This is a genomic window from Cycloclasticus sp., assembly GCF_019090545.1.
Classification (GTDB): Bacteria; Pseudomonadota; Gammaproteobacteria; order Methylococcales; family Cycloclasticaceae; genus Cycloclasticus; species Cycloclasticus pugetii.
This window is the reverse complement of record NZ_JAHRVT010000041.1, coordinates 32,991-55,067: the sequence shown is the minus strand read 5'-3', so window position 1 is coordinate 55,067 and position 22,077 is coordinate 32,991. Positions and strand designations below refer to the sequence as shown.

The window sequence follows — 22,077 nt, the reverse complement described above, 5'->3', positions numbered from 1 at the left end:
ACCCCCCCTTTTTACCGCTAAATAGTTAACCGATTGCCTGTGTCCTTATTTTGATATTTTGCTAATGACAAAGCCTTTTAAAACGGTTCTTTCACCACAGAAACATACCAGTTGGCATCGAGCATACACGCCATCTTCTCTTTTCTCTATCTGTTCAATATCACCTGATACGCGCACAGTATCACCGGGGTAAACGGGGCCTAAAAATGACACATTCAATTCACCACCATAAGCCCATCCTTGCCAGTTCCAAGCTGATAAAACTCGCGAAACAAATGCAAGTGTCAATAAACCATGAGCAATCGTCCGACCAAAAAAAGTGGTTTTCGCAAACTCAAGGTCAATATGTAAAGGATTGATATCGCCTGACGCGTCAGCATAAGCATTAATCATGCTTTGATCGACAGCTTGAGTCAATTCACCTATTGAAGCACCGACACAATACCCTTCATAAGATTTTAGTTCGCTCATGCCTCTTTCCCCCAGATCCGTGTAATCATCCCGCTGGTCACTAATTCCCCTTCTTGGTTGTGCGTTTGCGTTGTCATTTCAACGTAGTTACGCCCTTTCCTTTCATACAACTTAAGAACTTTTGCCGAGGTATAGAGCGTTTCACCAATATAGGCAGGCCGATGAAATTTAAATTGTTGTTTTGCATGAATTCCGCCCGGTGGGCCTACGCGTGTTCGTAGTGCTTCAATCACATATACCGCCGCCAACATGGGTGGTGCAATACGGCGCCCTTGTTGATCCTCTTCTCTTAGCTGAGGTGTTTCATCCTGTGTCGATTCAATGTATTTATCCACACGCTCCGCTGTCACCTCAAAAGATGGTACTGGGTCGAGAAAATCATCACCTTCAGACATACTGCTATACTTCACATAAGTGCTCATCATCAATTCTCTGTTTAATTTGTTTTGTATTGATAAACCAGGTCGCCACTACGTGTCACCTCACCTGTTCCAATTAAATAATTTAAATGCGCCATCGCTTCACCCGTTGCCAACGATAAATTGAATAGACTTAATCGTTTGCCATAGAGCATATGCAATACCTCCAACCCTGACCGAGCTTGTTGGCAAAATGCTAAAATTTGATCTAATGATTTACGATGCCCTTCTTTAAGCATTGTTGCACGTTCCTTAATGCCCTTAAAAATTCGACCGTGTGATGGCAATACCACCGTATCGGCACCTAAGGTTGCCAAGGTGTCTAAACTGGATAAATAATCAGCCAGTGGATCTGCATCACTTTCATAGAAATTAACACTGACATTCGGCGAAATATTAGGCAATATTTGATCTCCGGAGACAAGAAGGTCTCGTTGCTTATTATGCAGACAAATATGCCCGGGGCTGTGGCCATTAAATTGTAATAAATGCCATTGCTCGCCATTAATCAACAGTGACTGCCCATCAACCAAACGCTGATATGAGGTAGGTGCCTCCGGAACACCGGTAACATAACCGCCGACTTTATCTTGTAGCTGTTGAATGTCTTCTTGAGCTAAACCAAAACGCTCAAAATATTCCCTACGTCTAGCTTTTTGCTGCTTAGAATACTCTTGACATGCCATCTGGGTAGTCAAAAATTCAATTTGACTCATATGCACGGGCGCATTTGTTTTATGCGCTAACCATTGAGCCATGCCTACATGATCAGGGTGAAAATGAGTAATGATTATTTTCTGAATCGGTTCATTATGACAAAAATCTACCAATACCTTATTCCATAGTAAGGTTGCCTCTTCACTATAAAACCCAGAATCAATAATCGTCCAGCCTTCCCCATCCCTCAACAACCAAAGATTGATATGATCTAACGCATAGGGAATAGGCATTTTCAGTAAGAAAATGCCTTCTTCTACCTTCATTGGAAGACCAAACTCCGGTTTGCTGGCTATCGGAAAGGTCAACATCCCCATATATTAATACGTCCTTTAAGCCTGACTAAAACGCTGTAGATGATAATCACGGTCTCCAAACACTGCATTCATCATGGTTAAACGTTTTACATAATGTGCAACATCTAATTCATCGGTTACGCCGATACCACCGTGTAGTTGAGCGGCTTGCTCACCAACAATTGATCGAGCGTCTCCCAAATAAACTTTAGCCGCAGAGACACTTTTTACACGTTCAGTCGTATCATCTTCTGACACCTTGATAGCGGCCAGATAGGACAACGAACGCAGTTGTTCTTCGGTCATAAACATATCAACACAGCGGTGCTGAAGTACTTGAAAATTACCAATGGGCTGATCAAATTGTTTACGTGTTTTAAGGTATTCTACAGTTTTATCACGCAACTCAGTCACCACACCAACCCCTTCGGCACAAACTGCAGCTGTTGCAGCATCAATCACATATTCAATGTCGGAAAATGCACCATCTAAGTCACCAACAAGGGCGCTTTCATCTACCATGACATTATCAAATGTTAATTCAGAAGCACGTAGGCCATCGACTGTTTCATAATCACGCGAGGTTAAGCCCTCTATATCTTTATCAACAATGAATAAAGAAATCCCTTCTGGCGTAAAATTATCACCACTGGTTCTAGCTGAAACGATTATTTTATCCGCCGTTTCTGCATTAAATACCACCGATTTTGCACCAGACAAACAGTATTGAGCTGCTTTTTTCTGTGCGCTAAATTCAACGTCAGTTAAGTTATAGCGTGATTGACGCTCAGCATAGGCAAATGCTAGTTTCATTTCCCCTGCAATAAGAGCAGGTAAAATGGCTTCTTTTTGTTCAGTATTTGCAGCTCGTTGAATCAATAAACCACCCAATACAATAGAGGCTAAATACGGTTCAACAACAAGACCTTTACCAATCGCCTCCATTATTACAATCAAACCTGTTTGGCCAAAACCAAAACCGCCAAACTCTTCATCAAATGGCACGCCCAATAAACCCATATCAGCAAAATTTTGCCAATTTTCTTCGCTGTAACCAATGCCTTTACGACTAAGTGATTGGCGAGTCTCAAAGTCATATTCATTCTGCAAGAACTTATGTATCCCATCTTGCAACATGATCATTTCTTCAGTAAATTCTAAATTCATTTAACTACTCCTACTGCTTAAAGGCCCAACACGGCCTTCGCCATGATGTTCTTTTGAATTTCATTTGATCCACCATAAATGGATGATTTACGCCAATCTAAATAGTGAGGCGTCAGTACTGATGCTTCTTCCGGCCCAATAGGTTCTTCTTGCCAACCTTCGGTCATAGACTCTTTTACATAAGGCAAGGCAAAATAACCAACTGCTTCCATTAATAAAGCAGTGATCGCTTGTTGAACCTCTGTCCCTTTAACTTTTAAAAGCGAGGACTCAGCACCCGGCGCATCGCCCAATGCAAGTTTGGACAACACGCGCATATTAGTCATTTCTAAGGCCATTAATTCAATTTCAACCGCTGATATTTTCGCTTTAAACATCGCATCTTCAATCAGTGGCTTACCATTATATTTTTCTTTTGAAGCGAGCTCTTTAAGACGTTTAATTTGTCTTTTTGAACGAGGTACTTGCGCAATATATGTTCGCTCATGCATCAATAATGATTTAGCAATTGTCCAGCCTTCACCTTCTTCGCCCACTAGGTTCTCTACCGGCACTTTCACGTTTTCTAGAAATACTTGGTTAACCACATGCATGCCATCAACCGTAATAATCGGCGAGGTTGAAACACCTGGCGATTTCATATCAATTAATAAAAAGCTAATGCCTTTTTGTTTTCGATCTTCTTGGCTGGTCCTTACCAGTGTAAACATCATGTCGGCGTAATGGCCGTGTGTTGTCCATGTTTTTGAGCCATTGACAATGTAATGGTCGCCCTGTCTTTCAGCTTTTGTTTGTAATGAAGCTAAATCTGAACCTGCATTAGGTTCCGAATAACCTTGGCACCACCACACATTACTATGAAGAATATCATTTAGATATTTATCGCGTTGTTCAGGCGTACCATATTTCATCAACACCGGTGCTAACATCACTAAACCAAAAGCTACTGTCCTAAGGCAATTAGCTGCACCGCACTCTTCCTCGAAGATATATTTTTGCACCGGCGTCCAACCTGGGCCACCATATTCAGCAGGCCAACCTGGAGCAACCCAACCATCTTTAGCCGCCAGAATTTTTTGCCAGCGTACGTAGTCTTCTTTTTTAAGGGCGATACCTTTAGCTACTTTTTCTTGTATATCTTTAGGGTAATTTTCCTTAATAAATTCACGCACTTCCTGCTGGAAGGCTTTTTCTTCGGGGGTATAATTTAAATCCACGTATAACTCCTTTATTGCCTTAGTTTATTAAATTTATCTTTTAAATAAGTTTTATTGATTGGTTCTCTACACCCTAAACGGTATGGGTTGATAGTTTTATTGTTGATCTATAGCCGCTTAACTCTCGTTTTATAGTCTTCAACTAATTCGTGAAGCCATTATAGACACCCGGGCGGTTAATAGTGCGTCTGCCTAACTCTTGTTAGTGTCTTAGTATTACCTACTGTTAGTTATCATCTTGCTTTGGATCACTAGAAACAGGCACACCTCTTCATTTACGCCCTCACGTTTCTAGCCTTCAATTGTTTTACTTTGCCTAAATTACTAAGCTTTCATAGGCAGTGGCTACCAATTCAAAAATTCGGCATCAATAAACAAAATGCCTTCAAGGCAATTTGCTCCTCACCCTTAGGGCATAAAGCACAACCATATAAAATACTAACAATCGTTAGATTTTGCAAGTAATTTAAGCTTTTTTATGTTATTTTTCACAATAAAATAACATTTACTCACATTGGATAACGCTAAATGAATAAACAAGCTTCTCAAACCATCTCAACTAAACTGTCTCAATTTGTTCATGGTTTCAATCTCAATAACGTCCCCCTTGATGTTCAGCAATATGCCTTACAACTAATTCTAGATGGAACAGGTATCGCCTATGCTTCAACTCAATATGATTTCAGCAAAAAAGGGCTCGAAGCACTACGTCTCTTTAAGGAGCCCGGTGAGCATATTGTACTCGGAACAGGTGAAAAAATGCCCTACCGAGATGCTGCGCTGGCCAATGGCTTACTCATACATGGACTAGATTTTGATGATACTCATGTCGCAGGTGTAGTGCATATGACCTCTGCAGTTTGGCCCTGTGTTTTAGCAGTTGCTGAAAAATGTAATTCAACCGGTGAAGAGATGTTAGCCGCCTATATAGCAGGCATGGAAGTCGGGGCTCGACTTGGAATGGTTGCAAAAGGAGCCTTTCACCAAGTCGGTCATCACCCCACCGGAATCGCAGGAGCATTTGCCTGTTCCCTTGTCGCTGCCATGTTAATGAAGCTGCCCGTAGAACAGAAGACGATGGCGCAAGGTATTGCCTTAAGTATGGCTTCAGGTAATTTTGAATTTTTGGAAGATGGCGCATGGACCAAGCGTTATCACCCAGGCTGGGCTGCCGTATCTGGCATTATGGCAGCGACCTTTGCTAAGGCCGGATATATTGGCCCGAGTTTGCCTTATGAAGGGCGTTTTGGTTTATACAACAGTCACTTGATTGGGCTGGAACCGGGTTGTGATTATGATTTAGCAACCGCCGGCTTAAATTCTGTTTGGGAGGTTATGAATGTAGGCGTTAAGCCTTACCCTTCTTGCCATTTCACCCATGCTTGCATTGATGCTACTTTACACTTAACGAAAGAGCATCAATTAACGGTCGATCAAATTGAGAGCATTACAGCACTAGTTCCCGAGGAAGTTGTTAAAACAGTGTGCGAGCCGCTTGAGAACAAACAAGCACCAACCTGTGCATATGAAGCTCAATTTAGTGTGCCTTACTTAGTTGCTGTTGCTTTAGTCCGCCACGATTTTACTTTAGCAGATCTAGAACCTACACCCTTGGCAGACCCTGTCGTTGCAGCATTAGCAAAAAAAGTGATTTATCAGGTAGACCCAAACTCTGGTTTCCCAACCTATTACTCCGGTGAAGTACATATCACCTTAAAAGATGGGCGCGTCCTGAAACATCGCGAACATAAAAACCGAGGTTGTTTTGATAGGCCGTTAAGTGCTGACGATATTGCTAAGAAATTTTTCCTTAACTGCCAATTGGCAATCTCAAAAAACAAAGCAACTGAGATTCAACAAGCTATTTTAAATTTGGCCTCATTTTCTAGCGTGACAGAATTAACAAGTCATTTATAACGACCACTAAATTTAAAGTGAATAACGTAACAGTTGGCTGACGTTATTCACTTTAATACTATGACCCTTTAATACCATCCCAGAAAAAACCAATTTGAATTTCTGCAATTTCATCAATTGTTTTACCACCAGGTGAATACCAAGCGAGTGTTCTATTAAGTGAGCCTAGTAAAGACAGCCTTAATATTTTTAAATCGACATCGGCTTTAATGTCACCTTTTTCCTGTGCGGCAACTAGCCATTTTCGCCAAATATTTTCGTACCTATCTCGTCCTACACGCCCTTCTTCTTGGACTGCAGTTGGCATTTGCCCATAGTTACGAATACTCGTTGAGGTATAGTCTCCTTTTTCAAGCAAAGCAGTTAAATGTCCCTTTGCAGCCTCCATCAAGACCTCTTGAGTCGACGCGTCTTCTGGCAACGCATTAACACGAGCAAGCACGGTATTAATTATATTTTCAAGACCAATCTTTAAAATCTCAAGAACTAGCTGTTCTTTCGAATCAAAATGATAATAAAGACTACCCGCCTTCATATCTAATGACTTGGCTATATCTCTTAATGCTGTACCGTTATAACCTTGCTTACTAAACAAAGCTGCTGAAGCATCTAAAATTCTCTCTCTGGTTTTCTTCACTTTATTTTTTGGAGCAGCTGCTGGTATTGTCGACATGGCTAAATTTACGATTAACTAAATTGAATGATTATAACATAACTACATATTGGCATAGTTCGGCCCACCGCCCCCTTCAGGCGTCACCCAGGTGATATTTTGTGTAGGGTCTTTAATATCACATGTCTTGCAATGCACACAGTTTTGGCCATTAATCTGAAACGTTGGCTGGCCCTCAGCATCTTCAATCACTTCATAAACCCCAGCTGGGCAATAACGTTGAGCTGGCTCATCATACAGCGGCAAATTATGTTTAATTGGAACAGAAGGATCTATTAATTTTAAATGGCAAGGCTGATCTTCTTCATGATTCGTGCTAGATAAAAAAACAGATGACAATTTATCAAACGTAAGCTTTCCATCAGGTTTTGGATAGTCTGGCGCCTCGCACTGTGAAGCTTGTTTTAAAGTTTCATGATCGGGTGTGGTGTTATGCCAAGTAAAAGGCATCTTCCCTGCAAAAATATTTTGGTCTAACCAAGCAAATGAGCCACCCAGTAACGTACCAAATTTATGTAACGCTGGGCCGAAATTACGGGTTTTATACAATTCATCAAATACCCAAGATGATTTGTATTTATCGTCCATTACGGTTAATGCCTTATTTGCAATATCACCGGCTAACATCGACTCCATAATTGCTTCAGCAGCTAACATTCCGGTTTTCATGGCCGTATGATTGCCTTTAATTTTTGCACCATTTAGGAAACCAGCATCACAACCCACTAACAGCCCACCAGGGAAACTAAGCTTAGGAACTGACTGCATTCCTCCTTTGTTAACTGCACGTGCACCGTATGCGATCCGTTTTCCACCTTCAAGGAACTGAGAAATTTTAGGGTTAAGCTTCCAACGTTGCATTTCATCAAACGGGCTCAAATGTGGGTTGTCATAATTTAATGCAACGATAAACCCAAGTGCGACTTGATTATTTTCCATATGGTACAAAAAGCCGCCGCCTTCAGTGTGGTTATCAAGCGGCCAGCCAGCCGTGTGCACGACAAGCCCTTCTTCGTGTTTTTCCGGCTCAATTGTCCAAATTTCTTTAATTCCTAAGCCATAATGCTGGGGGTCAACATTTTCACGCAGGTTAAAGGTTTCCATTAACTGCTTACCAAGGTGACCGCGGCAGCCTTCAGCAAAAATCGTCTGTTTAGCCAACAATTCCATACCTGGCATGTAGCCATCTTTTTCTGAACCATCTTCAGCAACGCCCATGTCGCCGGTTAAAATACCCTTAACACTGCCATCATCATTATATAAAACCTCTGATGCCGTGAACCCAGGGAAAATTTCAACACCCATCCCTTCTGCCTGCTCAGCCAACCAACGACACACATTAGCCATGCTAACAATATAATTACCTTCATTATGCATCGGTTTAGGAATTAAAAAGTTAGGGGTTTTGATACCTTTTTCTTGGCCAGTTAAATAATAAACATCATCTCCTTTGACCTTTGTTTTTAATGGTGCGCCTTTTTCTTTCCAATCAGGAAACAGCTCATCCATCGCTGTGGGTTCAATCACCGCACCCGATAGAATATGTGCGCCAACTTCCGAGCCCTTTTCAATAACACAAACCATTAATTCTTGGTTTTTTTCTTGCGCTAACTGCATCAGTTTGCAGGCCGCTGATAAGCCAGCAGGCCCAGCACCAACGATCACTACATCAAACTCCATTGACTCACGTTCCATATTACCCCCTAACATTAATACGAAAAAAAGGTACCAGCGCTTATCAGTAGCCCTGGCACCTTCATTATTTTATAAAGTACTTATAAGGCTTTTTCAAGCTCTTCAATCACTTCAAATAAATCACCAACCAAACCATAGTCAGCCACTTCAAAAATGGGCGCATCCGCATCTTTGTTAACAGCAACGATAGTTCCAGCATCTTTAATACCCGCTAGGTGTTGAATAGCGCCTGAGATACCAAAGGCCATGTAAAGTTCCGGTGCAATAATTTTACCCGTCTGACCAACTTGATGATCATTAGGAATAAAGCCCGCGTCAACGGCTGCTCTCGATGCACCAACACCCGCCCCTAACTTATCAGCCAAACTATAAATAACACTGAAGTTTTCTTCGCTACCAACACCACGTCCACCAGAAACAACTTTTGTAGCCGCTTGAAGATCAGGGCGATCGCCGCCGCCACTGGTGGTAAGGCCTACATAACGCGTGTGTGAAGGCAAGTTAGCCGCTACTTCGCGTGTTTCGATCACAGCAGAACCTTCTGTTGAGACTGCTGAGTATGATGCCGTTCTAACCGTCCCAACCACTAATCCTTCTGGCGCTTCAACCGTTACAACCGCATTCCCAGCGTAAACTGGGCGATCAAAAACAGTTGCACTTTCAACACGCATAATATCGCTGATTTGCGGCACACCCAAGTGTGCAGCAACGCGCGGCATTAAATCTTTACCAAATGTTGTGCTTGGCGCGAACACGTGACTGTACTCTGATGCTAACACCTCAATTTGCGGAGCTAGCAATGCTGCCACAGCGTGCTCATTAACCTCGTTTTGAACCAAAATGACTGTTGCAACACCCGTTAGCTTAGCCGCTTGTTCTGCCACCGATTGTCCATCGGAAGCTAACACAGCCACATCGACAGCCTCTAAACCAAGTTCACTTGCACAAGCTACAGCACGTGCTGTAGAACCATTTAATTCACTACCATTATGTTCTGCAATAACCAGTACTTTGCTCATTAGACCAACCCTTTTTCTTTTAATACGCTAACCAGTTCATCAACAGACTCTACTTTAATACCTGCTTGGCGTTTTGCCGGTGCAGATGTTTTTAAAACCTTGACTGGTGCTGCTGCTTCAACATTTAGTTCCGCAACGGTTACTGTTTCAATCGGTTTACGCTTTGCTTTCATAATATCGGGAAGTTTGACATAGCGCGGCTCGTTTAATCGTAAATCCACACTAATAACAGCTGGCAAATCAACTGATAACGTTTCAAGTCCAGCATCAATTTCACGAGTCACTTGTGCTGTGTCACCCTCAATTTTTACTTCTGATGCGAATGTTGCTTGTGGCCAATGTGATAACGCACCCAGCATTTGAGCTGTTTGATTATTATCGTCATCAATCGCTTGTTTACCTAACAACACAATCTTAGGCTGCTCTTTATCAGCCAGTGCTTTTAAAATACGTGCCCCTGTTAACGGTTGAATTTCATCATCTGTTTCAACATGAATTGCACGGTCTGCACCCATCGCTAGCGCAGTTCTTAATTGCTCCTGACAAACTTTAGGGCCTATCGTTACAGCGATCACTTCTTCTGCTGTTCCTGATTCTTTGAGACGTAACGCCTCTTCAACAGCAATTTCATCAAACGGATTCATGCTCATTTTAACGCCATCAGTGGCAACGCCTGAACCATCGGCCTTAACCTGTATCCGAACGTTGTAATCAACAACTCGTTTAACACCCACTAAAACTTTCATTTACTTTACCTTCATTTTCGTTACTTTAAAGGACATTCTAACAATCATTAGGTTTCTTTTAAAGATAATATTGAGTTGACCTACGATAAAATCTAATAGATATTTGAATTTAAATTGTACAACAAATTGAAAGCTTTAATCTTTCTAAAAACTGAGTAAAGACACATCGACCTTTAACCCCGTTTTATTTTATTAGACGCTCACAAAGCTGATAATATATATTTTTTAAAATGAATCGGTCTTAATTCCATGGATATAAAAGAAGCAATTAAAGGACGAATCTCGGTACGTGCCTTTCAAGATAAACCCGTAGCGAAAGAAGTAATTTATGATGTACTAGATACTGCGCGTTGGGCTCCATCTGGTACCAACACACAACCTTGGAAAGTCGTTGTTGCCCAAGGTAAAACAAAACAAACTATTTCAGATGCCTTATTAAACGCCGCCAAAAATGGCGTTAAAGCAAACCCCGATTATCAATACTACCCAAAAGAATGGGTCGAGCCGTTCAAAGGCAGACGCTTCCAATGTGGAATGGACCTCTACCAAGCCTTAGATATTGGCCGTGAAGACAAGGAAAAACGAACCGAGGCAGCATTGGCTAATTATCGATTTTTTGATGCGCCCGTCAGCATGTTTTTCTTTATCGATAAAATAATGGCCCAAGGTTCATGGTTTGACATGGGGATGTTTGTACAAAGTGTTATGTTAGCCCTCCGCGGCCATGGTCTAGGAAGTTGCCCGCAGGCCTCAACCAGTGATTACCCTGACCTGGTACGTGAGCGTTTAAATGTCTCTGATCAATACTCCTTCATCTGTAGCTTATCTGTCGGTTACCCCGATAATGATAAACCTGTAAATCAATATCGAACACAACGTGAAGACGTGGACAGCTTCACAACATGGGCAGATTAACACCTCGCTTAATCGTGTTATCCATTGTTTTTATAAAGAACCATGCTGCTAAGGGACACGTTTAACCTTCAGCAGCATCGGCTCTTGCTTTTGTTAAAAAAGGCACATTAACAACAAGGAAAATGGCAAAACCTATTATCCAAAGCAGTTGCGACATAAAAACCGACTCGAGATAAAAACGCTGAAAAAACAATGGTACGACAACTCGACTAATAACCCCCATTACTAATAACCATTGCGCCACCGTAATCCACGAAGAAGGTTGCTTAACCCCTCTTCCTGTGTGACCCAAGGTAACACGTGACATCATAGAAAGCGTCAACAAGCCAAACCCGCCTAAAGTAAAAGCATGAATTGAAAGCGAACGTGTTACTACATCCACATAAGGCACTAAAGCAAACAATAAAAAGCCCAAGGCTATAACCATAAAAGCGCTATAAATTCCCCATAAAAGCGGTTTACGCCATATGCCCTTTGCATACCAATTATATAAACGGGCGGAAGAAACAATAAATAACAATAACGCCAAATAACTACTTGTCATCACATCCAGAATAAATACTTCATTTATCCCAAATAGCAAAAACAGCACAATGCTTGCGCTATCCAAAAACAAGGAGTTTTTCAACTGAACCGTTTCATCGAGACCTTTTTCAATAAAAAAAGGCATCACACGTCTCAGCATTATCATCACTAGCGCTAACAACAAAAATAAAGCGCCATAAATACCCCAATAGGTACCGGCATCAACGACCCCAAACACGCCAAGATAAAACAACGTATTGAACAACGCCATTAAAAAAACCACTAACACAATGCCTGCTTGCCGCCACTGTTTCACCTTAAAAACAGGCACTAACACGGCCAACAATAAACAGAAGTTAAAACCTAAATCTAACATCGCCGCAGGAATGAAAAAATTCGCCCCAAGCAACATACAAGCTCGAGCACCCAGCCACATTAAGCACAGCATTAATAAAGCCGTGTACTGAATAGTTTGCTGGCCAGTCCAATTCTTAATAGCCGTTAATAAAAAACCAGCCACCACCGCCATCGTATAGCCGTACAACATTTCATGCGCATGCCAGTACGAGCTAGGCAAACCAGCCATAGGAATTTGTAACCCAGCACCATATATCGCCATCCAGGCCGACATACTGACTATTGAAAACACACCGGCTGCAAGGAAAAATGGGCGAAAGCCTAAAACAAATATATTGAATTTTATTTCTGCTTGCGAAGGATTTTCGTTTAACGTATTCATACAGTTAGCATCATATAAAGATGCTAACCCTATAACAAATGCCTTTGCCGCTTATATGACCTGCATCATAGTCAAGCACTTTAAAAACTCACAGCGATGGGTATCTCACAGTAACTAAAGAATAGCTGCGTTAACCGCCATATAAAACAAACCCGCACAGCAAAAAAAACCAAGTGTAAATGCCGTGAAACGTAACATAGCCATATTCGCTAAATAAGCAAAAAAATAAACACACCGAATAACCACAAAAGCAACCGAGAGCATACCAACAGTTTCAATATTCGCACCAGCAAGAAACACAGCCAATATCGCTACAGAGAAAAGTATTAATGCCTCCCAGCAGTTGGCTTGAAGGTATTGTGATCGAGCGCCAGCGCCGACTAATTGCAGAGCTTGCGCACGAGGGTTAACAAGATCATACGTACCCTTTTGTGATACGCGATAATAACCACCAATAGTCGATGCCACATACGGCATAAAAGCGATGCAGCTTAAGCAAATGATAATAGTTAGCATGTGTTGTTCTCCCCTTAGTTATTTATTATTTTCTACAAAATATTTTAAATATCGCACACTAATCAGCAAACACAGTATGCTCGTTTTAATCTTTTTTTACTGCCACTAACGGAATATCTTGCTGATTAGCCCACGCCACCCATTCACTCGATGATTTTTGTTTTAACCTAATCGCAACTTCTTGTTTATTAAATGACTTAAGCGCTAACTGCTGTTTAAATTTAGTTTTAAAATGTGATTCAAGAGCTGCCACAGCAACCCAACCATCCAGTGTTTCGTATAAATCATACTCAGCTAAAGCACCGCTTAATAAACCACCGTCGCTTGTTAAACCATAATTAAACGGTTGAGCCATGTAATCAGCTGCATCCGACAAGGCGACTAAAGTCTGACTAGCTTTTGCACCTTCTCTAGTAGCCATTATCATTGCCAAGCCTTCAAATGCAGCACGTTCTGCACCGGCTAAATCGGCAGTTAATGTTTTAGGCATATGAGGTGGATTCAATAAGCCCAGTGCGGCTTGATACGTTAAGTCATGACCAGCGTGATTATCATTCGGCGGCGGATAACCTACTACCGCAAGATGGTTTAACAATGGAAATTTTTCGTGCAATTCATTCCAACCAAGCCCTAATCGCTCTAATGCCGCTGGCCGTTGAGCGGTCAATAATAAGGTGGCTGATGACAGCAATGTATTTAATTGTGCACGCCCTTCAGTTGACTTTATATCGATAACTTCACGTTGCTGCCCCTCATTTAGTTGCGCATACCATTCTGGGCAATACTGCTCAAACGGATCGCCTTGAGGTGGTTCAACTTTTACAACGTTTGCGCCTAGCTCGCAAAAACGTTTTGCTGCCAAAGGCCCCGGAAGGTTTAAAGCTATTGTAACAATCGTTATATTTTTTAATGGTTTAAACATTATTTTTAAAGCAATTTATTTAAAAACGTCCGCTGTTATTTGACGATGAAAACCATTAAATGGGGTTGAATTTTTCACCTGAGCTAATGGGTAAATAGCCGTATTACCCTGTGATGCAGCACCATCCACTCGAATAGTTGTGCCACTGATATAACTGGCTGAATCGCTTAACAAGAAACAAATAGCTGCGCTAATTTCAGCTTCATTACCTAAACGGCCTAATGGCACGGCATCTTTTAGTGTTTTAAGCCTCTCCTTAAATTCAGCGTCATAGGTATCCATTCCGCTCGACATAATCCAGCCTGGAGCCACCGCATTCACTCGTACATTTGCATGCCCCCATTCATAAGCAGCTGTCTGTGTAAAATTAGCCATGCCTGCACGTGCAGCCCCTGAATGCCCCATACCTGGCATACCGCCCCACATGTCTGCCACGATATTAACAATAGCCCCTCCATGAATTGACATGGACTGCTTATAAACTTCACGCGCCATTAAAAAACCGCCCGTTAAATTCGTGTTAACCACAGCATTCCAACCGTTCTTACTGATTTTTTCCAATGGCGATGGAAATTGCCCGCCCGCATTATTCACCAAACCATAAATTTGCCCATGGTTTTTAATGAATGTTGCCACCCGTTCTGTAACCGCTTGTTCATCACGTATATCACAGCTGCCAAGGTCACAAACCCCACCATCTTCGATAATTTCATCGCGAACCATTTCAAGTTTTTCAATTTTACGGCCCACTAACAAAACACGGGCACCTAAAGACGCTAACTCATGCGCATTACATCGCCCAAGACCACTGCCTGCCCCTGTCACAATAATATTTCTATTGTTAAATAAGCCAGCACGAAAATCTGATTGATACCCCATTGTTAACCCCTTATTTCAATGATTAGAAACTAGTTCGATTTATTTAAAAATGCCGTCATCATCTGTTTAGCATCTTCTGTATCAAACAATGGAATAAATGCGTTTCGTTCAAACAATAAGCCCTCTTCTAATGTAGAACTCATCGCCTTATTGACACAAGCTTTACCTGCACGTACTGCCAAGGGTGCTCTGGAAGCCAGTTCTGAAGCCAATTGAACGGCTTCGGCTTCTATCTCAGTAGGCTCGATTACGCGGCTAACAATACCTCGTTGGTGTGCTTCTTCAGCAAATAGGGCTCGCCCATTCATAATCATTTCCATTGCTAACGATTTACCAATAATTCGAGCAACACGTTGGGTACCACCCGCCCCAGGAATAACGCCTAAATTCACTTCAGGTAAGGCAAATTTTGCCCCTTTCGTCGCCAATAAAATATCGCACTGTAATGCGAGTTCAAAACCACCTCCTAATGCCATACCGGAAACAGCACAAACAGTCGGTTTGGTAAATGTCGATAAAGCCCTCCAACCGGTTGAGGCTTCAACCATTTCAAGCATCTGTTGACCACTAATACCGACCATTTCTGCAATATCTGCTCCGGCAGCAAAGGCTTTATCAGAGCCGGTAATAATCACCGCGCCAACCGCATCATCGGTTTCAAAATGGTTTAGTGCATCACCTAACTCAACCAATAAAGTTGAATTAAGGGCATTATATTGACGAGGTCTATTTAGGCGAATTAAAGCAACACCTTTAGCCGGGGTTTCTATTAATAATGTTTCGTATTGCATCATATCGCCTACTTAGCTGTTAACCGAACAGCTCCGTCCAATCGAATCACCTCACCATTTAACATGACATTTTCAATAATATGCCCTGCAAGTGAAGCAAACTCATTCGGCTGCCCTAAACGTGGCGGGAAAGGAACAATTTGACCTAAAGATTCACGTGCTTCATCTGAAAGTTCTGACAACATTGGCGTTTCAAAAATGCCCGGTGCAATAGTACAAACTCTTATGCCATATCGAGCTAATTCACGCGCAATGGGTAAGGTCATTCCCACCACGCCTGATTTAGATGCAGAATAACTGGCTTGGCCAATTTGCCCCTCATACGCAGCGATGGATGCTGTGTTGATAATAACTCCCCGCTCACCGCCTTCTGTTGGGTCATTTTTAGCCATCACCTGCGCCGCTAGGCGAATAACATTAAAGGTGCCAATAAGGTTAATAGTAACCCCTTTAGTAAATAGCTCTAACGAGTGTGGGTTACCGTCTCTATCTAGCACCTTACCAACAATGGCTACGCCCGCTGCATTAATGACACCATGCACACCTGTAAATGTAGTCTTTGCCAGCTCTATCGCTGCCATCACTTCTTCTTCACTGGTCACATCTGTTTTTATAAACCGGCTATTTACCCCTAATTCAGCTTCTTTCTCTTTACCGGCTTGCTCATTAATATCCAATATAACAACATAAGCCCCTTGCTCAATTAGCATAGACGCCGTTGCACCACCTAAACCAGAGCCTGCACCGGTTACCAAAAATGTTCTATCTTTATAATCCACTCTCTAACTCCTTAAATTCGTTCAATAATTGTGGCTGTTGCCATACCTAAACCAATACACATGGTCTGAAGCGCAAACTGTCCATCTGTCGCTTCTAAACCTGCCAGCATTTTTGCCATCAGGCCTGCGCCGGTTGCGCCTAATGGGTGCCCATGTGCAATCGCGCCGCCCCACGGATTAACTTTTTCTGGCGCTGGGTTTATTGCTTTCATCCACGCCAATGAAACCGTTGCAAAGGCTTCGTTTATTTCAAACCAATCTATATCATCTACCGTTAAACCAGCCTTTTTTAACGCTAATTTAGTGGCAGCAATTGGCCCGTCTAATTGTAAAACAGGGTCACTACCTACAACGACACGAGCACGGAACCTAGCCCTTGGCTTAAAACCATCCGCCACGGCTATCTTTTTATTAGCGATCAGAACTGCAGCAGCACCATCTGAAATTTGACTGGCATTACCTGCTGTTACTACACCGTCACCTTTCGGGCGAAAAATGGTTTTTAGCGAACTTAATTTATCAGAATCTATAACCGCGCGAACACCTTCATCGGCCTCTAAAATAATGCTATTTCCTTCCTTGTCTAACCCTTGCATTGGGCTTATTTCCTTGTTCGCGCCGGTATTAATAGCCGCTTGAGCTTTAGCATGGCTATCAATAGCAAAGGCATCCACGTCAGCACGGCTAATACCCCATTTATCCGCTATTAATTCAGCACTAACACCCTGATGCACTAGCGGGTATTGTTTAAGTAATTCTGCCCCCATTGGCGCAAAGTCTTTATACGGTTCTCCCAGAGTCATATCTGTTAACATCGCAACACGCGTCATGCTTTCCGCACCACAAGCAATAATATAATTGGCATCTCCAGCATCAATAACTTGTGAGCCAAAATGCACCGCTTGCTGACCCGAGCCACAAAAACGATTCAACGTAACACCGGCCACTTCCACCGGAAACCCGGCCATTAAAGAGGATTGTCTGGCAATATCTGCGGCTTGTTCACCAATTTGAGTTACAGAGCCTGCGATAACATCTTCGATTTTTTCTTTATCAATACCCGACCTAGACACCACGCTTTGTAACGCATTAGCTAGTAATTTATTGGCAGGTATGTCTCTAAATGCGCCATTATATTTAGCAAAAGGTGTGCGTACTGCTTCGATAATGACCGCATCTTTCATATTATTCGTCCTATTTAATTGTTAATTAACGTTTCTAATTTATTCCCAAACCCAGTTTTTATACTGTTCTCGCAGTGCCATTTTCATAAATTTACCCGTTGATGTTTTAGGAATTTCAGCAATCACCTCCACCGCATCAGGCAACCACATTTTAGTAAACTTACCGTCTAGAAATTGACGTATATCGTCCGTTGTTATTTGCTTATCTTCCTTAACCACAACAACCGCTAAAGGCCGCTCATCCCATTTAGGGTGTGCAACAGCAATGACAGCCGCTTCTAATACATCAGGGTGCCCCATAATTGCGTTTTCAAGATCCACCGAACTAATCCATTCGCCGCCAGATTTAACAAGGTCTTTCGTTCTATCGGTCAGTTTGACATAACCCTCTTGATCTATCTGGCAAACATCCCCAGTTTTTAGCCAACCATCTTCGCTAAAACTATCCTCAGCACCTTCATTCTTATGGTATGTAGCGGTTACCCACGGCCCTTTCAACTCGGCATTACCAGATGTTTTACCATCCCAAGGTAATTCAACACCCTCTTCATCGACAATTCGTATATCAATAAAGGGCAACGTTAACCCTTGTTTAATTCGGCAGGCATATTTTGCATCTTCATCAAGGTCAGATAGGCTTTCTTTAACGATACCTACGGTGGCTAACGGCCCAGTTTCTGTCATTCCCCATGCTTGAATAATAGTCATATCAAACTTATCAAACGCCCGAAATAAAGACTCTGGAACAGCCGCTCCGCCAACCACCATTCGCATATTAGGCGCTGTCTTCCAGCGATTCGGCTCTGCTTCTCTGGCTGTTTTTATTGCCATCCAAATGGTGGGCACACCAGCGCTCAACGTTACTTGTTCGCTTTGGTATAAATCCATCAAACTCTCAGCATCTAAATGTGGGCCCGGTAACGCTTGTTTTGCACCGACTAGCACCGATGTATAGCTTAGCCCCCAAGCGTTGGCATGAAACATTGGCACCACAGGCGTCACCACATCAGACTGACTAACGCCCAATGTATCAACCATAGCCTCTGCCATTGCATGTAGAACCGTTGAGCGATGGCTATACACAACCCCTTTAGGGCGGCCTGTTGTGCCCGAGGTATAGCACATCCCCGCTGCATCATTTTCATCAATAATAGGGTAGCTAAAGTCATCATCACCAAGCTTTAAATAATCCTCGTAATCGGTATATTCGCTGTTAACCTTTTCGCCTGTTAGCGGAACAACAATCACTTCATCTAACGCCACATCATCTTTAAACTGCTCATATAAAGGCAGTAAAATATCGTCAATAATAAGTACCTTATCGCCAGCATGGTTAATAATATAAGCAATATCTTTGGGCGATAATCGTAAATTCACAGTATGGAGAACACCGCCCATAATAGGCACTCCAAGGTAAGCCTCAAGGTGCCCGTAATGATTCCACATTAGGGTCGCTACGCCTTCTCCTTTTTTAACACCCCGCTTTGTTAACGCCGAAGCTAAGCGCTTAGTTCGTTTATGAATATCTAAATAGTGTGTTCTATGCAGGGTTTTATCTGGCAGTCTTGACACCACCTCCACACGCGGATAATACGTCTTTAAGCGCTCGACTAAGGTGCTTAATGTTAATGGGTAATCCATCATTGTGCTTTTAATAGACATCATATTTCCTCGAACGTATACTTAAATTCAAACTAGCGCTAGGTAAAATATGACTATACCCAAGCCATCCCTCAGGCGCAACGAGCTTATCGTTACAACCGCTTGGTTCTGTAACGAACAGCCATTCAAGCTAACTACAACCAAACACAGGCCAGGCAACACCTCAGCAACCTCGCTACGTTTGCAAATACAAAAAAACATATCCAAATATTGCACTCGCTCGCACAACAAACGACTAGAAACGATTATAATTTCAAGCAAGAAGCAACTCCCCACTGTAACTAAACGCAAAAAATCTTATGCCTTTACCTGAAAGTACCTATCCACGAGAAAACATTCATACTCGCCAAATTACTTGTAACGGCTTTAAAAGGCCTGACGGTTTATGGGATGTCGATGCACAGATTACAGATATTAAAACCTACCCTCTTGAGAACTCTTACCGTGGCACCATTGAACCGGGTGAACCCATTCATGAAATGTGGATTCGCTTAACAGTCGATACCAATCTGTTGGTTCACGATTGCATTGCAGTAACAGACCATTCACCCTACGGTTGTTGTGGCGAGATCACGCCTATATTCAACAAACTAATTGGTAAACAAATCGCCCCGGGGTGGACACGTTTAGTAAAGTCTTTAGTAGCCGGTATTCAAGGTTGTACGCACCTAGCCGATCTTGTAGGGCCTGCCACGACAACGATTTACCAAACAATGGCGGGAATCGCAAAAGGCAAAACTGAGAACGAAACATCAAAACCCTTCTATATAGATGGTTGCCATGCATGGAGCAGTGATGGCGAACAAGTTCTTACTTATCACCCAGAGTATTACACCGGAAAAAAAAGCACACCCGAATAAGCGCAGCAAAGGTATAAAAAGGCGCAGAAACTAAGGCTTTCAAATACGGCAATGGTCGGCTTTATTGTCTGGCTTTAACGTACGAACCAATATCTATTGAATAAAAATAGCCACCATCTTCTACTGGCTCAGGAAAATCTATATAAATGTAGGCACGGTGAATCCGCTCTGCTGGAATAAGCAATTCATAGAATTTTCCTTCTTCTATATCATCAAGCCGGTTCAAAAAAGACCTTTCTGTTGGGCGCAGTGGAATAATCGATTCAACGCCAGACAGGCTTAATTCTTTACCCCAAAAACGCGATCGCTGATTCTGTTCATTAGGCGGTATAGACTGTAGTGTTGTTATAACCCACGCTTGTTTATACGGGTATGCAACCGCATTTAGCCTTACCAAATACGACCCATTGCCTTCACTTACAGGCGCTACATAAACTCTTAGATCAAATTCACTTTCTGTTACAGAAGACACATAAGCATAACTGCTCCAAAACGCATAAACGTATGATGAGACGGATAAAAGCAGCAAAAACAAAAAAAGCTTACGCATAGTTGGGCCCTTCCAAATAAAGCTATATGCTAAATATTAAGGCGATAAATCAATCGAGTCTGACCCTATTGATTCATAATAGGTGCACCTAACGCCGCAATAAAAGGCGAGCTTTAGCGAGTCCAGCCCACGCTTTTTGTGGGCGATTTTTAATTGCCTTGTTAGGCATTTTATTGTTCCAGAGTGCGCTTTACTATTGAAGCAGGTAGAAAAGAGATTGAACCCTCTGTGTAACCCGTTTCAGATTGTGCGTAAACAAGGGATATAACAGCCCCTTTATAGATCCCTTTTAATTTAACCTTGTACAACTCGTTGATTTGCGACAATGATGCTTGCCTGTCTACCAAGACCACTTGAAAGTGATGCTTTAGTAACTTAGCCAAGTTTACGTGATCAATATTTTTGGTAATGACCGTACACCCACCACCATTTGCAAAAGCAACCATATAATTTTTACCTTCATATGGAACAAATACCGTTTTACCTCCCAGCTCTCTCATAGCTGGGTCAGCCTGCTGATCGGGGAGTACTTTACCGCCAGCAGACTTTGCCATGAAAACAATATTGCCAAAATTATCCTGATTTTGAATGCAGAAAGAATCTAGAATCTCAGCGTTGTATTGTGCAGCAGATTTCCCTGAATCTGCGAACGCAGAGAAAGATATGGCTAGAAATAACCACGTAAATAGTTTGTGCATATCGTTCTCCTATTGCCTAACCTTAATTTAAAGGGCGCGCGACTTTTTGCGCATCCGCTTTGAAATTTTTGTTACGTGACGGTAAGCCCAAGCTTCTCAGCAAAAAACTGCCTGCTTGATGTAAGTTCATTGGTAAACCATAGTAAATATTCTGAATTTAATTCTGCCGATTCACTGCGCTCAGTGCCGACAGATAACCCCGGAGAACCATCTGCCGGGTACAATTTTTGATGGTTAAAAACCATATCAATAGATTTCTTATATATTTCGTCAATCTTCTCCTGAACCGAAGCATCAAAGAGAAATGCAGCCTCAGAAGCTTCGGAGTTAAACTTTAATGCCCGATCATAGTCTGTTTTAGCGTCACGAATAATCTCAGATAAATATCGCTGAACAGTTTTATAAACCATGAGTCTTCTCTCATAAGTTTCATGGCGTAGCCGCTGCTTATTAATTTGAAATTGCTGATAAGCTATATAAAGGCCAACAACAGCTATAGTGGGCACTAGAAGGGCTGACAAAATGTCTACCCAGCTATGGGTGTTTTCTGGTATTGAGTCAACAACAATGTGCATTAAGTTGTGATTACTCATGAAGCTCCTTTAGTAACATAACAGTATTAATAAGCGGAAAGCCAATGTCCACGTATTAGTTGTATATAGGTGGATAGTACTTCCATGTATTTTGATATTAGCACATCAAACATGGATAAAACCCTTT

23 protein-coding genes are annotated in these 22,077 nt (G+C 42.1%); 3 read left to right on the top strand and 20 right to left on the bottom strand.

Going from position 1 to position 22,077, the window contains the following annotated elements:
- Positions 1-45: 45 nt before the first annotated feature.
- Genes KUG63_RS10440 through KUG63_RS10420 form a run of 5 tightly spaced genes read right to left on the bottom strand, consistent with a single transcriptional unit; the run spans position 46 to position 4,287 of the window.
- Positions 46-471 carry a MaoC family dehydratase gene (locus KUG63_RS10440; protein WP_015005995.1) on the bottom strand — a complete coding sequence of 142 codons (426 nt, stop codon included), beginning with the start codon at positions 469-471 and terminating at the stop codon, positions 46-48.
- Positions 468-896 carry a MaoC family dehydratase gene (locus KUG63_RS10435; RefSeq protein WP_015005996.1) on the bottom strand — a complete coding sequence of 143 codons (429 nt, stop codon included), beginning with the start codon at positions 894-896 and terminating at the stop codon, positions 468-470. Before KUG63_RS10435 ends, KUG63_RS10440 begins: the two co-directional genes overlap by 4 nt.
- 11 nt (positions 897-907) lie before the next feature.
- The gene (locus KUG63_RS10430; protein ID WP_015005997.1) at positions 908-1,924 is read right to left on the bottom strand and encodes an MBL fold metallo-hydrolase; all 1,017 of its coding nucleotides are present in this window, start codon (positions 1,922-1,924) and stop codon (positions 908-910) included.
- Positions 1,925-1,939: 15 nt separating this feature from the next.
- Positions 1,940-3,070 (bottom strand): acyl-CoA dehydrogenase family protein, encoded by a 1,131-nt coding sequence (locus KUG63_RS10425; protein WP_020932435.1) that lies wholly within the window; start codon positions 3,068-3,070, stop codon positions 1,940-1,942.
- A 17-nt stretch (positions 3,071-3,087) separates the two neighbouring features.
- Positions 3,088-4,287 carry an acyl-CoA dehydrogenase family protein gene (locus tag KUG63_RS10420; protein WP_015005999.1) on the bottom strand — a complete coding sequence of 400 codons (1,200 nt, stop codon included), beginning with the start codon at positions 4,285-4,287 and terminating at the stop codon, positions 3,088-3,090.
- Positions 4,288-4,815: 528 nt separating this feature from the next.
- Between KUG63_RS10420 and KUG63_RS10415 the strand changes: the two genes are divergently transcribed.
- Positions 4,816-6,204: an MmgE/PrpD family protein gene (locus KUG63_RS10415; protein ID WP_020932434.1), complete on the top strand. Its 1,389-nt coding sequence runs from the start codon at positions 4,816-4,818 to the stop codon at positions 6,202-6,204.
- 58 nt (positions 6,205-6,262) lie between these two features.
- Here the strand turns inward: KUG63_RS10415 and KUG63_RS10410 are convergent, their stop codons facing one another.
- From KUG63_RS10410 to KUG63_RS10395, 4 genes are all read right to left on the bottom strand, one after another.
- Positions 6,263-6,877, bottom strand: a complete 615-nt coding sequence (locus KUG63_RS10410) for a TetR/AcrR family transcriptional regulator (RefSeq protein ID WP_015006001.1) — start codon at positions 6,875-6,877, stop codon at positions 6,263-6,265.
- 42 nt (positions 6,878-6,919) lie between these two features.
- Complete coding sequence (locus KUG63_RS10405) at positions 6,920-8,572, bottom strand: electron transfer flavoprotein-ubiquinone oxidoreductase (RefSeq protein ID WP_353885269.1); 1,653 nt, start codon at positions 8,570-8,572, stop codon at positions 6,920-6,922.
- 80 nt (positions 8,573-8,652) lie between these two features.
- Positions 8,653-9,591: an electron transfer flavoprotein subunit alpha/FixB family protein gene (locus KUG63_RS10400; protein ID WP_015006003.1), complete on the bottom strand. Its 939-nt coding sequence runs from the start codon at positions 9,589-9,591 to the stop codon at positions 8,653-8,655.
- A complete protein-coding gene (locus KUG63_RS10395) occupies positions 9,591-10,337 on the bottom strand; it encodes an electron transfer flavoprotein subunit beta/FixA family protein (protein ID WP_020162191.1) in 747 nt (248 codons plus the stop codon). Before KUG63_RS10395 ends, KUG63_RS10400 begins: the two co-directional genes overlap by 1 nt.
- Before the next feature lie 249 nt (positions 10,338-10,586).
- On the opposite strand from KUG63_RS10395, the gene KUG63_RS10390 reads away from it, so the two are divergent.
- On the top strand, positions 10,587-11,252 hold the full coding sequence (locus KUG63_RS10390; RefSeq protein ID WP_287555247.1) for a nitroreductase: 666 nt from the start codon (positions 10,587-10,589) through the stop codon (positions 11,250-11,252).
- 61 nt (positions 11,253-11,313) lie between these two features.
- Here the strand turns inward: KUG63_RS10390 and KUG63_RS10385 are convergent, their stop codons facing one another.
- The 8 genes from KUG63_RS10385 to KUG63_RS10350 form a co-directional block, all read right to left on the bottom strand.
- Positions 11,314-12,516, bottom strand: coding sequence for an NnrS family protein (locus KUG63_RS10385; RefSeq protein WP_277642331.1), 1,203 nt, complete (start codon positions 12,514-12,516; stop codon positions 11,314-11,316).
- Positions 12,517-12,630: 114 nt separating this feature from the next.
- Entirely contained in the window at positions 12,631-13,032 is a 402-nt protein-coding gene (locus KUG63_RS10380; protein WP_016390213.1) for an MAPEG family protein, read from the bottom strand.
- An 85-nt stretch (positions 13,033-13,117) separates the two neighbouring features.
- Entirely contained in the window at positions 13,118-13,954 is an 837-nt protein-coding gene (locus KUG63_RS10375) for a CoA transferase (protein WP_020932429.1), read from the bottom strand.
- Positions 13,955-13,969: 15 nt separating this feature from the next.
- Positions 13,970-14,833, bottom strand: a complete 864-nt coding sequence (locus tag KUG63_RS10370) for an SDR family oxidoreductase (protein WP_016390211.1) — start codon at positions 14,831-14,833, stop codon at positions 13,970-13,972.
- Between the two features lie 29 nt (positions 14,834-14,862).
- A complete protein-coding gene (locus tag KUG63_RS10365) occupies positions 14,863-15,627 on the bottom strand; it encodes an enoyl-CoA hydratase-related protein (protein ID WP_236610524.1) in 765 nt (254 codons plus the stop codon).
- 5 nt (positions 15,628-15,632) lie between these two features.
- Positions 15,633-16,403 carry a 3-hydroxyacyl-CoA dehydrogenase gene (locus tag KUG63_RS10360; RefSeq protein ID WP_277642332.1) on the bottom strand — a complete coding sequence of 257 codons (771 nt, stop codon included), beginning with the start codon at positions 16,401-16,403 and terminating at the stop codon, positions 15,633-15,635.
- Positions 16,404-16,414: 11 nt separating this feature from the next.
- Positions 16,415-17,587 carry a thiolase family protein gene (locus KUG63_RS10355; protein ID WP_015006012.1) on the bottom strand — a complete coding sequence of 391 codons (1,173 nt, stop codon included), beginning with the start codon at positions 17,585-17,587 and terminating at the stop codon, positions 16,415-16,417.
- A gap of 39 nt (positions 17,588-17,626) precedes the next feature.
- Positions 17,627-19,252 (bottom strand): long-chain fatty acid--CoA ligase, encoded by a 1,626-nt coding sequence (locus KUG63_RS10350; RefSeq protein ID WP_287555240.1) that lies wholly within the window; start codon positions 19,250-19,252, stop codon positions 17,627-17,629.
- Between the two features lie 296 nt (positions 19,253-19,548).
- Here KUG63_RS10350 and KUG63_RS10345 point away from each other — a divergent pair, with 296 nt between their 5' ends.
- On the top strand, positions 19,549-20,109 hold the full coding sequence (locus tag KUG63_RS10345; RefSeq protein ID WP_020932425.1) for a DUF2889 domain-containing protein: 561 nt from the start codon (positions 19,549-19,551) through the stop codon (positions 20,107-20,109).
- A 61-nt stretch (positions 20,110-20,170) separates the two neighbouring features.
- On the opposite strand, the gene KUG63_RS10340 is transcribed toward KUG63_RS10345, so the two are convergent.
- The 3 genes from KUG63_RS10340 to KUG63_RS10330 form a co-directional block, all read right to left on the bottom strand.
- Complete coding sequence (locus KUG63_RS10340; RefSeq protein WP_287555237.1) at positions 20,171-20,659, bottom strand: hypothetical protein; 489 nt, start codon at positions 20,657-20,659, stop codon at positions 20,171-20,173.
- A 170-nt stretch (positions 20,660-20,829) separates the two neighbouring features.
- Positions 20,830-21,357, bottom strand: a complete 528-nt coding sequence (locus KUG63_RS10335) for a hypothetical protein (protein ID WP_287555234.1) — start codon at positions 21,355-21,357, stop codon at positions 20,830-20,832.
- Between the two features lie 71 nt (positions 21,358-21,428).
- On the bottom strand, positions 21,429-21,950 hold the full coding sequence (locus KUG63_RS10330; RefSeq protein WP_287555232.1) for a hypothetical protein: 522 nt from the start codon (positions 21,948-21,950) through the stop codon (positions 21,429-21,431).
- Between the last annotated feature and the right edge of the window lie 127 nt (positions 21,951-22,077).